The sequence below is a fragment of the Pseudomonas shahriarae genome, from assembly GCF_014268455.2.
Taxonomy (GTDB): Bacteria; Pseudomonadota; Gammaproteobacteria; order Pseudomonadales; family Pseudomonadaceae; genus Aquipseudomonas; species Aquipseudomonas shahriarae.
This window is the reverse complement of record NZ_CP077085.1, coordinates 2,811,158-2,824,720: the sequence shown is the minus strand read 5'-3', so window position 1 is coordinate 2,824,720 and position 13,563 is coordinate 2,811,158. Positions and strand designations below refer to the sequence as shown.

Genomic DNA, 13,563 nt, shown 5'->3' with positions numbered 1-13,563 from the left:
AATTCGCCACAGTCTGATCAGCCGCCGCCCTGCGCACCTTGATCGCGATCAACTGCGCGCCGCGGCATGGCGTCGCAGGCCGTTACTTGAGCCCCAGGCGCCGCGCCAGTTTGTGCAGGTTGCTGGAGTCCAGGCCGAGCATGCGCGCAGCGCTGGCCCAGTTATCGCCGGACAGGCTCAACGCCTGGCGCACCTTCTGGCGCTGGCAGTCGTCCACCGCATCGCTCAAGCTCTGGAACGCCGGCGCCGGCACTTCAGGCACAGGGGCCTGGGCCAAGGTGGCGCTGTCGAGATCCAGCAGCTCGGCTTCCAGGGTCATGATCTGGTTGCGATTGCCACCCCGGCTCAACTGCTTCAGAGCGGCGCGGCTGATCACGTGTTCCAGCTCGCGGACATTGCCCGGCCAGGCATAACCGAGCAGGGTCTGCTCGGCCGCCGGAGACAGACGCAAACCGCGCAGGCCCAGGCGCGCCCGGTTGAGCTCCAGGAAATGCCCGGCCAGCAGCAGCACATCGTGGCCACGCTCGCGCAGCGCCGGGATCGGTACCGGGTACACCGACAGTCGGTGGTACAGATCGGCGCGAAACAATCCTTGGCGAATGCTCTCGGGCAGGTGGCGGTTGGTCGCGGCGATAATCCGTACATCCACATGCAACGGCTTGTCGGCACCCAGGCGCTGGATCTCGCCGTTCTGCAAGGTGCGCAGCAGTTTGGCCTGCACACTCAACGGCAACTCGCCCACTTCATCGAGGAACAGCGTGCCGCCGTTGGCCGCATCAAAACGCCCGGCACGGTCGCTGGTGGCGCCGGAAAACGCACCTTTGACATGCCCGAACAACTCGCTCTCGGCCAACGACTCCGGCAGCGCCGCGCAGTTGACCTGGATCAGCGGCTTTTTACTGCGCCGCGACAGGCGATGCAGACGGCGCGCAAACAACTCCTTGCCCACCCCGGTTTCGCCGAGCAGCAGCACCGGCAGGTCCGAATCGGCGAGCACATCCAGCTCGTTGAGCAGTTGATGCAGCACCGGGCTCTGGCCGAGGATTTCGCCATCTTCGACGCTGGGCAAACCCGCCAGTGGTTCATTGCGCGACAGGCGCAGGCTGCGGTTTTCCTGCTCCAGGCGTGTGACCCGCACCGCGGCCTCGATCTGCAAGGTGCAGCGCTTGAGTTGCTCGCGGGCATTGGCGTCGAAGGTCCCGGCATGCAGCGCGTCCAGGGTGATCGCGCCCCAGGGCCGGCCTTCGACGAACAGGCTCACGCCCATGCAGTCATGCACCGGCAGCGGTTCGCCGACCTGGGTATCGAGTAACCCGTCATACGGGTCCGGCAGGCGGCTGTCGGGTTCGAACCAGGTCGGCTCGCGGGACGCCATGATCGCCGCCAGCCGCGGGTGCTGGGCAATCACAAAGCGTCGGCCAAGGGCCTCATGCACCAGCCCCACCGTGGCCACCGGGCGCAGGCTGTCGTCGCCGTCCAGGCGCAACAGGCCCACGGCGCCGCTATGGAAATATTCACGCAGGGTCTGCACCAGGCGTTGCAGGCGCACAGCATTGGGCAGTTCGACAATCAGATCGGCCGACAGACTTTCACGCAACATGGTCATTGCTACCCTTGTATGGTCGGTTCTACCGTGCAGCATCAGGGTGTTCCTGACCACTACAAAAAATTAATCGCGTTTTTTCAATGACTTGCCGGTGGCACAAGGCATGCAATCACCGGCTTATCTGTTCACTTGATGAGGAAACCCGATGAACGCCATCGCCCCGGACAGCCTGCCCCAAGCGCAATTGATCGAGCATTTGCTGCAGCGTTACCACGCCCGCCACCGCGAACAACTGCCGGAACTGATCCGCCTGGCCAGCCGCGTCGAGCAGGTCCACGGCCATCACCTGGCCTGCCCCAATGGCCTGGCCGACTTGTTGCGGGATATCGAGCAGGAACTGGAGGGCCATATGCTCAAGGAGGAACAGGTGCTGTTCCCGATGCTGCAAATGGGCATGGGCCCCCAGGCCGCGCCGCCGATCCAGGTCATGCGCTATGAGCATGAACAACACGGCCAGGCCCTGGAGCAGTTGCTGGCGCTGACCCATCGCATCCAGCCGCCGGCTGACGCGTGCAATACCTGGCGCACCCTGTATCAAGGGCTGGAAGCGTTTCATGCAGACTTGCTGGAGCATATTCATCTGGAAAATGACGTGTTGTTTGTTCGTGCGCTAACAGCCTGACCCCTCTCCGTAGGAGCGAGCTTGCTCGCGCCTACAGGACTCAGCGCAGCATCAGCTTGGCCAGGATCACGATCAGCACCATATGCCCAAGGATGCTGCGGCGAATCCATACCGCTCGCAACGGGCTCAGGCGCTTTTGCGTCAGCCAGTACGCGAGCAACAGGTAATGCCCGATGATGCTCAGCGCCAATACGATCTTCAGGCTCAACATCGCCGAAAAATGACTGGCCCAGGGCGCGCCCAGCACGCCGCGGTAATGCCAGGCCAGGCCGACGCCCGCGCCATACAACAGCACCACCACCCCATGCAGCACCTGCCGCGAACGCCGGGCAATGGCTTGCTCGCTGGTGAACTGCGCCGACCAGGCCAACTCTTCGCGGGCGCGGTGCCAGATGAAAACCTCGAAGAACAGCGTGCCGATAAAGGCGATGGCCGCCAGCAGATGCACAATCAATAACCACGAATAGAGCATTGCCGTTCTCCTAGCCCGGATGGCCGTCAACCCGCGCACGCCACAGCATTGGGGCATAGCGCCATAGATACAGGCCCAGGCCCAGGGTCCAGCACAGGCCCGCCAGCCACAGCGCGGCATACGGCCAGATCAGCACCAGCAGCACCCGGCTCAGGCAGGTCAGGTTCAACAGCGCGAAAGCCAGGGTCATGCCCTTGGGCGGCGTCAGAGGCCGGCCGGTATGACCGAGGCTGACCCGCGCGATCATCGCCAGGATCAACCCGCCCATTGCCCCGACCGTCAGCGCATGCACCGCCAGGCTCGGGCTCAGTGGCACGCCCACGTGCCACAGCGCCATACCCAGGCAGGCCACAGCCAGCCAGGCATAGGCCAGGTGCAGCGACCACAGCAGCGGCACGCGCCACAAGCCTGGGTCGTGCCAGCGCACCAGGCGCAGCAGATGACCGAGCCCCAGCAGGGCAAACAACAGGCCGACCCAAAGGCTGGGCATCAGCGCCACGCCGCTGGCATACAGCAGCGCCACCAGCGCCGAGCCTGCCAACAGCAGGTAATCCAGCCACGGCCAGGGCTTCACTGCTTCAGTGCGCCCCAGGCCTCGCTGGGTGAAGAACGGAATCACCCGCCCGCCGATCAAGCCCATCATCGCCGCCACCAGCCACAACCCGGTCAACACCGCCTGGCGCTGCCAGCCTTCGTCAGCGCGCAGCAGGCCATACAGGGACAGGCCATCGGCCAGGGCCAACAACAGCAGGACCAGCACAATCGGGTAGTTGCGTTGTTGTCGCACTTTCCACAGGGTCCAGCCCATCAGCCCGGCGACCGCCAGGGGAAAGCTCAGCTCCAGCACCGCCAGCAGCGGCCACGGCAGGTTGAACAGCCAGGCCAGGCGTGCGGCCAGCCATACCCCGGCCAGCACCGCCAGGGGCATGCCGCTGATGCCGGGGCGGCCGGTCCAGGTCTGCACCGCCGTCAGCAGGAACCCGCCGATGATTGCCAGGGCAAAACCGAACAGCAGCTCATGGCGATGCCACGCCAGCCAACCGCCCGCCGGCTGCCAGCCCGCATCGCCGGCCAGGGCCAGCAGCCACAGGGGGATCGCCAGCAGCGCCAACAGGCAGCCACCGAGGAAAAATGGCCGGAAAGCCAGGCGAAACAACGGGGTAATCGACATAGCCTTGCGTCGATCCAGCACTTGCATACCACCACTCCTCAAGTCATTGCCGGCCCGATCATCCGGGATTGCCCGCCCCTGGCCCTTGTCGCAGATCAAGCGGGGTCCAGAGGCGGCGCACTATCCTTGGGGCCGTCGCGCAATCAGTGTTGCAAGGGCCGGGCCGAATTCCCCGGTGCGCCGCCCCACCCCTGTGGGAGCTGGCTTGCCTGGGATGCAAACACCTCGGTCTGGCGGTTACACCGCAGCGATGCCATCGCAGGCAAGCCAGCTCCCACAGGGGGGCGGTGTTGTATATGAGGGTTTAAATAACCATTAGAGGGTTAAAAAAACCCTTATAGGCCAGGTCATTTTGACCCTCAAGGCGCTACAGCCCAGGTTTTACAAGGCCCGTGCCTTGGCCCAGCTCTTGCTCTACTCGGTTATCCCTTATTACCGCCCCCACGGAGTCACCATGAAAAAAGTCATCCAGCCCCTCGCCTGGTTCGTGATCCTCGGTTCGATGATGGCGGCGGCCAGCGGCCTGTCGTTGTGGCTTGTATGATCCCGTCCCTGAGCTGTTCCAAGGATGCACCCCGGGTTTTGCACCGCGTGCATCATCAGATCCTGCGCAGCCATCACCTGTTCGAGCCGCTCAACGAAGAGCAGATGGATGAGTTGATGGCCAGCAGTCAACTGCTGAGTGTCGACAAGGGCGAGCCGTTGTTCCGCCAGGGCGAACCGGCCGATGCGTTTTACTTCGTGATTGCCGGCGCGGTGAAGGTCTACCGCCTGACCCCGGACGGCCAGGAAAAAGTCTTTGAGGTGATCGGCGAACGACAGACCTTCGCCGAGGCGATGATGCTGATGGACACGCCCAACTACGTGGCCTGCGCCGAAGCGGTGTGCCCCACGCAGTTGTATCGCCTGTCCAACGCCACCTATATGCGCCTGCTCCACAGCAACAGCCGCCTGACTTTCGCCCTGCTGGGCAAGTTGTGTGTGCGCCTGCACCAACGGGTCAACGAGATCGAGACCCTGTCGCTGAAAAACGCCACCCACCGGGTGGTGCGTTACCTGATGACGCAACTGGTGCGCCTGCACAGCGTCGACAGTTCGTTCGAACTGCCCATGGCCAAGCAGTTGATCGCCGGGCACCTGTCGATCCAACCGGAGACGTTTTCGCGGATCATTCGCCGCTTGATCGACGAAAAAATCATCACCCAGGACGGGCGCCAGATCGCCATTCTTGACCGCCTGCGCCTGGAGCAATTCGAATGAACGCCGTGCGGGTCTGCCTGTATTGCCAACATGCCAACCCGCCGGCGCAGACGGCCTGCGAACGCTGCGCCATGCCCCTGCCCGCCTCCACCGCACACCTTGAGGCGCGACGGCTCAAGCGCTTCCAATGGTTCTGCCTGGGGCTGGCCGTGTTCTGCATCGTGATGTTTTTCTGGCTGCCCCGGGACTTCTACTGATCTTCGGTCAACTGCCGGTAGAGCTGCGGCAAGCGTAACGGCAGTTGCTCCGGCTGACGGATCAGGGTGTAGCCGTGGGCGCCGAACATGTACGGCAAGTAATCCCCGGCCTGTTTGTCGATGGTGATGCAGAACGGCACCAGGCCCTGGCGCCGCGCTTCCATCACGGCCTGGCGGGTGTCCTCCACGCCATAGCGCCCCTCATACAAGTCCAGGTCGTTGGGCTTGCCATCGGTCACAATCAACAGCAGTTTGCGCCGTTGCTTGCAGGCCCCCAGGGTCTGGGTGGCGTGGCGGATGGCTGCGCCCATGCGCGTGTAATAACCCGGTTTCAGGCCCTGAATGCAGCCACGGGTATGGTCGTCGTAGGGTTGCTGGAATGACTTGAGCTGCTGCAGGCGCACCTGCTGGCGACGCAAAGACGAGAAGCCATACAAGGCAAACGCATCGCCCAGGCCCGCCAGGCTTTCGCCAAACAGCAACAGGCTGTCGCGGATCACGTCAATGACCTTTTGCGTATTGTTCAAATGGGCGTCGGTGGACATCGACAAATCGGCCAGCAGCAAACAGGCCAGGTCCCGCCGGGTGCGGCGCTGCTCCTTGAACAGGCCACGTTCGGCGCACGCTCCGTGCTGGCGTTCGACATGGAAGTCCAACCACGCCTGCAGGTCCAGTTCTGCGCCCTGGGGCTGTTGGCGCAGCCATTGGCGGTCGGTGCGCAGTTGCTGGAACTGGCGGCGCAAGCGCGCGGCCTGGGGCAACAGGCGCGCCGGCAACGGCTGGGGCGCACTGTCCCGGGGTTGCATCAGTTGCAGGTTGACGAAATTCGCTTGCAGGCACTGTTGGCGGTAGTCCCACTCGGGCAGCTTGATGCCTTCGCCCAGGGGGATATCGTCGACGTCGGCCGGGGGCAGATCCAGGTGCAACTTGAGCCCGCCGCTCTTGCGCACGCGCTGGCGCGACAGGCTCAACTGGTCGAGGTCTTCGGCGACCCGCGCGGCATCTTCGTCCTCGGAATCGTCGGCCCAGCGGTCCAGATCGACATGCTCGGTCCAACTGAACAGGTTTTCCAGGCGCACCACCAACAGGCCGCCGTCGCGGCTGTTGTCGTCGACCCGGTTGGCCTGTTTAGGCGCACCCTGCTGTTCGCCGGGCCGGGTTGCCAGGTCGTCGCCCTCTTCGTCCTGATCTGCGGCCTGCGGGCTGTGCAGGTGCAAGGGTGGATACAGCCACAGCGGCAACGGCCAGGCGGCGCGCTCGCTGCGGGGTAACTGGCGGATGCTGCCGGGTTCGCGCAGGGCCTTGCGCAAGGCTTTTTCTACGGCAGCTTCGGCGGGGTTGAGGGTGGCGGGATCGGGGCGCAATTGCAGGTGGGCGTCCACCAGGCGCTGATAACTGGGGAGCATGGCCGGGTAGCGCTGCAACAGCAGCCAGGTCCAGCGCTGATTGTCCCGGGCCCAGTGGGTCATCGGCCCGGCGTGCGCGGCCAGCAGCGCCAGCCAGCGGTACAGTTCCAGGTTCAGGGCGGCCGAGGGAAACACCGCCAGGCTTGCCGGCAGGCGCAGGCGATGACCATCGCACGAGGCCAGGGGCGCCTGCCGGCAGGTGCCGGCGATACGCATCAACAGGTTGCGCCGCAGCAGCAGATCGCGCTCGCTGGCGGCTTCCACGGCTATCCCATGGGCGCCGCCCAGGGCGCGGAACAACAGGGCCAGGCTGCGCTGGCGGTCGACCAGATCGACCCGCGCCTCGGGGAAGTCGGCACTGGCGCGGCGGGTGATAAAGCGGTGCCAGACACTGCCGACCCACTCTTCCAACTCAAGGGTAAAGGCCATGTGAAGTGCTCCAGACGTAAAACGGCCCGCAGAACCTGCCGGGCCGCCCTCTTGGGGATTGACGTTTACCGGTTAAGCCGTCACGGGAGCGGCAGAGTTCAAGCCCTTGCCCCGCTGCCGGAAGCTCCACAGGTAGCAGAGCAGGCCGAGCAGGAACACCACGCCACTGGCCAGGCGTGCCCAGAACAGCACCGTCAGGTGGTCCATGGTGGCCATGAACGGCAGCGCCACACCGTCCACTTGCCAGCGTTGCAGCCAGACCTGCACGGCACCGGCAGCGGTGAGGAACAGGGTGATCATCACCATCGACAGGACCATCATCCAGAAGCCCCAGATCTCCAGGGTCTGCGAGCGTGCATCCGGTGCTTCACCAATACCGCGCAGGCGGGGCATGGCGTAGCTGATCAGGGTCATGACGATCATCGCGTAGGCACCGAAGAACGCCAGGTGGCCGTGGGCGGCGGTCAGTTGGGTGCCGTGGGTGTAGAAGTTGACCGGTGCCAGGGTGTGCAGGAACCCCCAGACCCCGGCGCCGAAGAACGCCGTGACCGTGGTGCCCTTGGCCCACAACGTGGCTGCCCGGTTCGGGTGCTGGCGGCGACGCTGTTTGACCATGGTGAAGGCAAACATCACCATCGCCAGGAAAGGCAGGGGCTCCAGGGCCGAGAAGATCGAGCCGACCCACAACCACACCTCAGGCGCGCCGATCCAGAAGAAGTGGTGACCGGTGCCAATGATCCCGGTGATCAGGGCCATGGCGATGATCACGTACAGCCATTTTTCCACGACCTCGCGGTCGACGCCGGTGACCTTGATCAGCACAAAGGCGAGCATCGAGCCCATGATCAGCTCCCACACGCCTTCCACCCAAAGATGCACCACCCACCACCAGTAGAACTTGTCCCGAGCCAGGTTGCCCGGGTTGTAGAACGAGAACAGGAAGAACACCGCCAGGCCGATCAGCCCGGTCATCATCACCATGCTCACGGTGGTCTTGCGGCCCTTGAGCAGGGTCATGCCGATGTTGTAGAGAAAGCCCAGGCAGACAACCACGATGCCCATTTTGGTGATGGTCGGCTGTTCCAGGAACTCACGGCCCATGGTCGGCAGCAGTTCGTTATGGGTCAACTTGGCCAGGGCCGCATAGGGCACCAGCAAGTAACCGAGGATGGTCAACACGCCGGCGGCGGCAAACACCCAGAACAACAGGATCGCCAGCTTGGGACTGTGCAACTCGCGGTCGGCCTCTTCCGGCACCAGGTAGTAGGCGGCGCCCATAAACCCGAACAGCAGCCAGACAATCAGCAGGTTGGTGTGGACCATGCGGGCCACGTTGAACGGGATCAGCGGGAACAGGAAGTCGCCGATCACGTATTGCAGGCCCATGATCAAACCGAACAGCACCTGGCCCAGGAACAGGATCAGCGCGAATACAAAGTAGGGTTTGGCGACGGCCTGGGATTGGAATTTCAGATATGGATTGACGGTACGCATCCCTCAGCCCTCCTTGTTTGGCGGCCAGCCATTGGTGTTGATCTTCGAGCTCCATTTGAGGAACTCGGCCATATCGTCCACCTCCTGATCGCTGAGGTTGAATTGCGGCATCGCGCGCCGGCCCGGAACGCCCAAGGGTTGCATCTTCATCCAGGCGTGCAGGAATGGCTTGAACGCTTCATCGCCGCCACGGCGGTTGAACACATTGCCCAGTTCCGGCGCAAAGTACGCGCCCTCGCCCAGCAAGGTGTGGCAGCCGACGCAGTTGTTGCGCTCCCAGACGCCCTTGCCGCGGACCACGGATTCGGTGAGTAGCTCCTGATTACTGCGAGAGGGAAAGGTTTGTTCGGTGTGGTAGGTCAGGGCCAGGAATATCAGGAAGAAGAACACGCTTCCTCCGAAGTAGATATTCCTGGCCATGCCCTTGGTGAAGGTCTCTGACATGGTCGCTTCCTCATTGCTTGGCAGGGACCATGATAGGAAGTGAGGGGGTAAAAGCTGCTTGATGGCGATCAAGAAATGCTGATGGTTTTGGTCGGGTATTGGGTGGGGTTGGGGTTGGGTACATATCCGTTGCTGCGGTAACGGCGGCTATTGGTTCCGCTCTTACAGCGGGTCACTTTTGGAAAAGAGAGCCCCAAAAGTAACCAAAAGGGCTCTTGCCCCACCACTCGGCACCTCGCCCAGGCTCGGTGTGCCCGTCATCCGACATTGATTTGGGGGGCCGCCGCGATGGGCCATCCATGGCCCAGCGCGGCTAAACCGGCGTCCTGCCGGTTTACCCCCCAAATCAATATCGGATGACGGCCAGCGTGGTTTAACGGGGCGCCTCAGATCAAAAGCAAAGCGAGGCGGCCTGACAGCCGACCTGATCGTCGAAGCGTGCGCGGACTCCTGTGGGAGCGGGCTTGCCTGCGATGGCGATGTATCAGTCGATAAATGTATTGGCTGATGAACCGCCATCGCAGGCAAGCCAGCTCCCACAGGGGAAGGCAGCTTCGCACCCCGGCTTTGCTGTTGCTCTGCTTTTGATCTGGCTTTTGATCTTAGGCGCCCCGTTAAACCACGATGGCCGCAGGCAGGTATTGCGCAGTGGGCACCCCGGCATGGATGCCGGGGTAGCCGCGACACGGCCATGGATGGCCGATCGCGGCGGGCCCACGGAGCAATGCCTGACTGCGGGCATGCCGAGCCTAGGCGAGGCACCGAGTGGTGGGGCAAGAGCCCTTTTGGTTACTTTTGGGGCTCTTTTCCAAAAGTGACCCGCTGTAAAAGCGGAACCCTAAGTGGCCGTGACCGCAGCAACGGATATGTACCCAACCCCACCCCTGAAGAACCCCACATTACTGATAGCGAACGTTGCACACACTGGCCTTTGCCTGGATCACAACTCCCGTCTTCCAGAGCAGACGCAGGCAGTCTTGCAGGACCAGCAAGAAGCAACTGGTAGAGCACCGAACTACAAAGCCCGCTCCATCTTGATGATCTCAATGGACACCGGGCTATTGCCCCGGCTGAATGTTCCCTCGCCAATCTTGCGGAAGCCATGCGAGGCATAGAATTTTTCGGCGGTCAGGGTCGCCTCCAGATAGGCCCTGTCATGCCCAGCTGCGGCGATGCGCTGCAAAGCTTCGGCCAGCAGACGCGCACCAAGCCCCTGCCCGGCTGCCTCCCCGCGAATAAACAACTTGCTGACTTCATGGCCGTCGATCTCCACGAAGCCCTGGAGCCTGTCGTTGCAAGCCAACCACAGGTTGCCCGCGTCGATGGCCGAGCGGTAGGTCTCAGGTGAGCGACCGTCGAGCCACATGGCGATCTGCTCGGGACCGTAGTCGGCATTGCACAGGTTTTCGACGGAGTTTTTATGCACCAGGAAGATGCTCTCGGCGTCTTCTGGGGTCGCTGGGCGGATCAGTAGATTTTTCATTCCCTTGAGATTCCGAGTGTGGCCAGTAAACCCAGGCGTTATAGCCGATCTTGCGCCGGGCAGCGACCGAAGACCGCACATGTTGTGCGTTGACCAACTTTCCGACACACCATATAGTGTGCCCACCCAGGCAGCCGACCACTACATAGTGTGCGAAGCCGGTAATCATCGAGTTTTCTGGACGGTTTCATACGCCGCCAGAACAGACCAGGAAGGAGTATTTCATGCTGAGTTGGGACGAAGTCGACAACGAAGACACCGGTGCAGCGGTCATCCGTGGCACCAACGCCGGCCACGCCACCGAAGCCAACATGGACCGCCTCGACGGTGCCGGCGCTGCCGCCGCCATCGAAGCCCGCGCCGTCACCGCCAACGACTCCGCCGCCATCGTGCGCGCCAAGGCTGCCCTGGACAAACTCGACGTCGCCGAAGGCCTCGCCGAACTCGAAGGCGCTTCCGCCCGTGTCGCCGTTGACGAAAAGCGCATGATCAACTGCCGCGCCGACCTCAACCAACTCGTACCCTTCAAGTACGACTGGGCCTGGCAAAAATACCTCGACGGCTGCGCCAACCACTGGATGCCGCAAGAGGTCAACATGACCGCCGACATCGCCCTGTGGAAAAACCCCGAAGGCCTGACCGACGACGAACGTCGCATCGTCATGCGCAACCTGGGCTTCTTCTCCACCGCCGATTCCCTGGTCGCGAACAACCTGGTGCTGGCCGTGTACCGCCTGATCACCAACCCGGAGTGCCGCCAGTACATCCTGCGCCAGGCCTTCGAAGAGGCGATCCACACCCACGCCTACCAGTACTGCATCGAATCGCTGGCCATGGATGAAGGCGAGATCTTCAACATGTACCACGAGATCCCATCGGTCGCCAAAAAGGCAGCCTGGGGCCTGAAGTACACCCGTTCGATCTCCGATCCGAAGTTCGAAACCGGCACCGTCGACACCGACAAAGAACTGCTGCGCAACCTGGTCGCTTACTACTGCGTGCTGGAAGGCATCTTCTTCTACTGCGGTTTCACCCAGATCCTGTCCATGGGCCGCCGCAACAAAATGACCGGCGTGGCCGAGCAGTTCCAGTACATCCTGCGCGATGAGTCGATGCACCTGAACTTCGGCATCGACGTGATCAACCAGATCAAAATCGAAAACCCACACCTGTGGGATGCCGACATGAAGGAAGAAGCGACCCAGATGATCCTGCAAGGGACCCAGCTGGAGATCGAATACGCACGCGACACCATGCCGCGCGGCGTGTTGGGCATGAACGCGGCGATGATGGAGGACTACCTCAAGTTCATCGCCAACCGTCGCCTGTCGCAGATCGGCTTGAAGGAAGAATACCCAGGGACCACTAACCCGTTCCCGTGGATGAGCGAGATCATGGACTTGAAGAAAGAGAAGAACTTCTTTGAGACCCGCGTGATCGAGTATCAGACTGGTGGGGCGTTGAGCTGGGATTGATCCAATGCTATCGCCGGTTTGCCGGCGATAGCGATCTATCAGGCGCCACGCATCAGTTCGAGACTTGCTCAAGAAAGATCAGTTTCAGGGGTTCCTGGAGCAAGTCATCCGCCGTGGCGGCAAAGCGCTGGAAGTACGGCATTGCGAAATGCGCATCGAGGGCCGCCTGGTTTTTGAACGCTTCACGCATATAGAACGTGCCCGGCTCATCACGCAGTTCGAACAACACGTAATCCAGGTTGCCAGGCTCGGTGCGGGTTGGCTCGACCAAGGCCAGCAGGCCTGCCTTGAGTGCTTGTTCCTGGCCTGGCTTGGCCTTGAGTACGGCGATGGATATCAAAGGTTTGGTCATGCTGGCGACTCCGTTGGTAGGTTGGCTGGCACATGCAGCGAGCATCATACACAGCGATAAGCCCATGGCTTTGATCAGGGTGTTCATTGGAAATCCTCAAGCACAATCTTGCCCCGCGCCTTGCCGCTTTCGACCAGGGCATGGGCGCTGCGCATATTGGCCGCGTTGATCGCACCGAAATGTGCGCCCAGGGTGGTGTGCAACACGCCCTGGTCGATCAGTTGTGCAACCCGGTTGAGCAGGTGGTGTTGCTGGATCATATCCACCGTTTCAAACAACGAGCGGGTGAACATCAGTTCCCAGTGCAAGGACAAGGATTTGAGCTTGAGCGGCATCACATCCAGGCTGGCGGGATCGTCGATCAACCCCAGCCGCCCTTGTGGGCGAAGCACTTCGACCAGTTGCGGCAGGTACTCCTCGGTATGCGTGAGGCTGGCGACATGGCTGACCGCGTCAATGCCCAACGCTTGGAGCTGGGCCAGCATCGGCCGGCGATGGTCGATCACATGATGGGCCCCCATGCGCTGGACCCACCCAATGGTTTCCGGGCGCGAAGCCGTGCCGATCACCGTCATGTTGGTGAGTTGACGGGCCAGTTGCACCAGGATCGAACCCACGCCGCCGCCAGCCCCCACCACCAGCAGCACATCGCCCTCGCCGCCGCCTTCGGTCACGCCCAGGCGGTCGAACAGCAGCTCCCAGGCGGTGATCGAGGTCAGCGGCAAGGCGGCGGCGTGCGCCGCATCCAGTGTGCGCGGACGATGGCCGACGATGCGCTCATCAACCACCTGGAACTCGCTGTAGCTGCCGGAGCGGATCAGGGAGCCGGCGTAGTACACCGCGTCGCCCGGTTTGAACAGGGTCACGTCGGCGCCCACCTGGCGCACGATGCCCGCCGCGTCCCAGCCGAGGATTCTCGGCTCCTTGGCAAAGGTGCCGGAACGCACCTTGGTATCGACCGGGTTGACCGCCACGGCCTGCACTTCCACCAGCAGGTCCCGAGGGCCCGGCTGGGGGGCTTCGATATTCACATCAATCAGCGAGCGCGGGTCGTCGATGGGCAGGCCATGCTCGGTAAAGGTAATTGCTTTCATGGGAACTCACGAGTGATGAGGGGCGATGGCCCTCGATGGCTTGCATCTTTACCGTTCC

At 62.5% G+C, this 13,563-nt stretch carries 12 protein-coding genes and 1 pseudogene; 4 read left to right on the top strand and 9 right to left on the bottom strand.

The window, feature by feature from the left end:
- Positions 1 to 82 precede the first annotated feature (82 nt).
- Positions 83 to 1,600 carry a nitric oxide reductase transcriptional regulator NorR gene (norR, locus tag HU773_RS12565; RefSeq protein ID WP_186626247.1) on the bottom strand — a complete coding sequence of 506 codons (1,518 nt, stop codon included), beginning with the start codon at positions 1,598 to 1,600 and terminating at the stop codon, positions 83 to 85.
- Positions 1,601 to 1,778: 178 nt separating this feature from the next.
- On the opposite strand from norR, the pseudogene HU773_RS12560 reads away from it, so the two are divergent.
- Positions 1,779 to 2,228 (top strand): annotated as a pseudogene (locus HU773_RS12560) (hemerythrin domain-containing protein); the annotation flags it as partial.
- Positions 2,229 to 2,268: 40 nt separating this feature from the next.
- Here the strand turns inward: HU773_RS12560 and HU773_RS12555 are convergent.
- A complete protein-coding gene (locus HU773_RS12555) occupies positions 2,269 to 2,700 on the bottom strand; it encodes a hypothetical protein (RefSeq protein ID WP_057959566.1) in 432 nt (143 codons plus the stop codon).
- A gap of 10 nt (positions 2,701 to 2,710) precedes the next feature.
- Positions 2,711 to 3,898: an NnrS family protein gene (locus HU773_RS12550; RefSeq protein WP_186626248.1), complete on the bottom strand. Its 1,188-nt coding sequence runs from the start codon at positions 3,896 to 3,898 to the stop codon at positions 2,711 to 2,713.
- 513 nt (positions 3,899 to 4,411) lie between these two features.
- Between HU773_RS12550 and HU773_RS12545 the strand changes: the two genes are divergently transcribed.
- Together HU773_RS12545 and HU773_RS12540 are read left to right on the top strand one after the other, a co-directional pair.
- Entirely contained in the window at positions 4,412 to 5,131 is a 720-nt protein-coding gene (locus tag HU773_RS12545; protein ID WP_057444811.1) for a Crp/Fnr family transcriptional regulator, read from the top strand.
- Positions 5,128 to 5,328 (top strand): hypothetical protein, encoded by a 201-nt coding sequence (locus HU773_RS12540; RefSeq protein ID WP_057959563.1) that lies wholly within the window; start codon positions 5,128 to 5,130, stop codon positions 5,326 to 5,328. Before HU773_RS12545 ends, HU773_RS12540 begins: the two co-directional genes overlap by 4 nt.
- On the opposite strand, the gene HU773_RS12535 is transcribed toward HU773_RS12540, so the two are convergent.
- From HU773_RS12535 to HU773_RS12520, 4 genes are all read right to left on the bottom strand, one after another.
- Positions 5,322 to 7,163 carry a nitric oxide reductase activation protein NorD gene (locus tag HU773_RS12535; RefSeq protein WP_057959562.1) on the bottom strand — a complete coding sequence of 614 codons (1,842 nt, stop codon included), beginning with the start codon at positions 7,161 to 7,163 and terminating at the stop codon, positions 5,322 to 5,324. The two genes, HU773_RS12540 and HU773_RS12535, sit on opposite strands and share 7 nt — an antisense overlap.
- 72 nt (positions 7,164 to 7,235) lie before the next feature.
- A complete protein-coding gene (locus HU773_RS12530) occupies positions 7,236 to 8,657 on the bottom strand; it encodes a cbb3-type cytochrome c oxidase subunit I (protein WP_057959561.1) in 1,422 nt (473 codons plus the stop codon).
- Positions 8,658 to 8,660: 3 nt separating this feature from the next.
- Entirely contained in the window at positions 8,661 to 9,101 is a 441-nt protein-coding gene (locus HU773_RS12525) for a c-type cytochrome (protein WP_057439734.1), read from the bottom strand.
- 1,015 nt (positions 9,102 to 10,116) lie between these two features.
- Positions 10,117 to 10,584, bottom strand: a complete 468-nt coding sequence (locus HU773_RS12520; RefSeq protein ID WP_057439736.1) for a GNAT family N-acetyltransferase — start codon at positions 10,582 to 10,584, stop codon at positions 10,117 to 10,119.
- A 224-nt stretch (positions 10,585 to 10,808) separates the two neighbouring features.
- On the opposite strand from HU773_RS12520, the gene HU773_RS12515 reads away from it, so the two are divergent.
- On the top strand, positions 10,809 to 12,059 hold the full coding sequence (locus HU773_RS12515) for a ribonucleotide-diphosphate reductase subunit beta (protein WP_170045163.1): 1,251 nt from the start codon (positions 10,809 to 10,811) through the stop codon (positions 12,057 to 12,059).
- Between the two features lie 52 nt (positions 12,060 to 12,111).
- Here HU773_RS12515 and HU773_RS12510 read toward each other — a convergent pair whose 3' ends face one another.
- Both HU773_RS12510 and HU773_RS12505 read right to left on the bottom strand, forming a co-directional pair.
- Complete coding sequence (locus tag HU773_RS12510) at positions 12,112 to 12,411, bottom strand: putative quinol monooxygenase (RefSeq protein ID WP_057441906.1); 300 nt, start codon at positions 12,409 to 12,411, stop codon at positions 12,112 to 12,114.
- Between the two features lie 83 nt (positions 12,412 to 12,494).
- Positions 12,495 to 13,505: a zinc-binding alcohol dehydrogenase family protein gene (locus HU773_RS12505; protein ID WP_186626175.1), complete on the bottom strand. Its 1,011-nt coding sequence runs from the start codon at positions 13,503 to 13,505 to the stop codon at positions 12,495 to 12,497.
- Positions 13,506 to 13,563: the final 58 nt, after the last annotated feature.

Coding starts and splice junctions, on each gene's coding strand:
- HU773_RS12555 (WP_057959566.1), bottom strand. CDS start 2,700: ATGCTCTATTCGTGGTTATTGATTGTGCATCTGCTGGCGGCCATCGCC.
- HU773_RS12520 (WP_057439736.1), bottom strand. CDS start 10,584: ATGAAAAATCTACTGATCCGCCCAGCGACCCCAGAAGACGCCGAGAGC.
- HU773_RS12525 (WP_057439734.1), bottom strand. CDS start 9,101: ATGTCAGAGACCTTCACCAAGGGCATGGCCAGGAATATCTACTTCGGA.
- HU773_RS12530 (WP_057959561.1), bottom strand. CDS start 8,657: ATGCGTACCGTCAATCCATATCTGAAATTCCAATCCCAGGCCGTCGCC.
- HU773_RS12515 (WP_170045163.1), top strand. CDS start 10,809: ATGCTGAGTTGGGACGAAGTCGACAACGAAGACACCGGTGCAGCGGTC.
- norR (WP_186626247.1), bottom strand. CDS start 1,600: ATGTTGCGTGAAAGTCTGTCGGCCGATCTGATTGTCGAACTGCCCAAT.
- HU773_RS12550 (WP_186626248.1), bottom strand. CDS start 3,898: ATGCAAGTGCTGGATCGACGCAAGGCTATGTCGATTACCCCGTTGTTT.
- HU773_RS12505 (WP_186626175.1), bottom strand. CDS start 13,505: ATGAAAGCAATTACCTTTACCGAGCATGGCCTGCCCATCGACGACCCG.
- HU773_RS12545 (WP_057444811.1), top strand. CDS start 4,412: ATGATCCCGTCCCTGAGCTGTTCCAAGGATGCACCCCGGGTTTTGCAC.
- HU773_RS12535 (WP_057959562.1), bottom strand. CDS start 7,163: ATGGCCTTTACCCTTGAGTTGGAAGAGTGGGTCGGCAGTGTCTGGCAC.
- HU773_RS12540 (WP_057959563.1), top strand. CDS start 5,128: ATGAACGCCGTGCGGGTCTGCCTGTATTGCCAACATGCCAACCCGCCG.
- HU773_RS12510 (WP_057441906.1), bottom strand. CDS start 12,411: ATGACCAAACCTTTGATATCCATCGCCGTACTCAAGGCCAAGCCAGGC.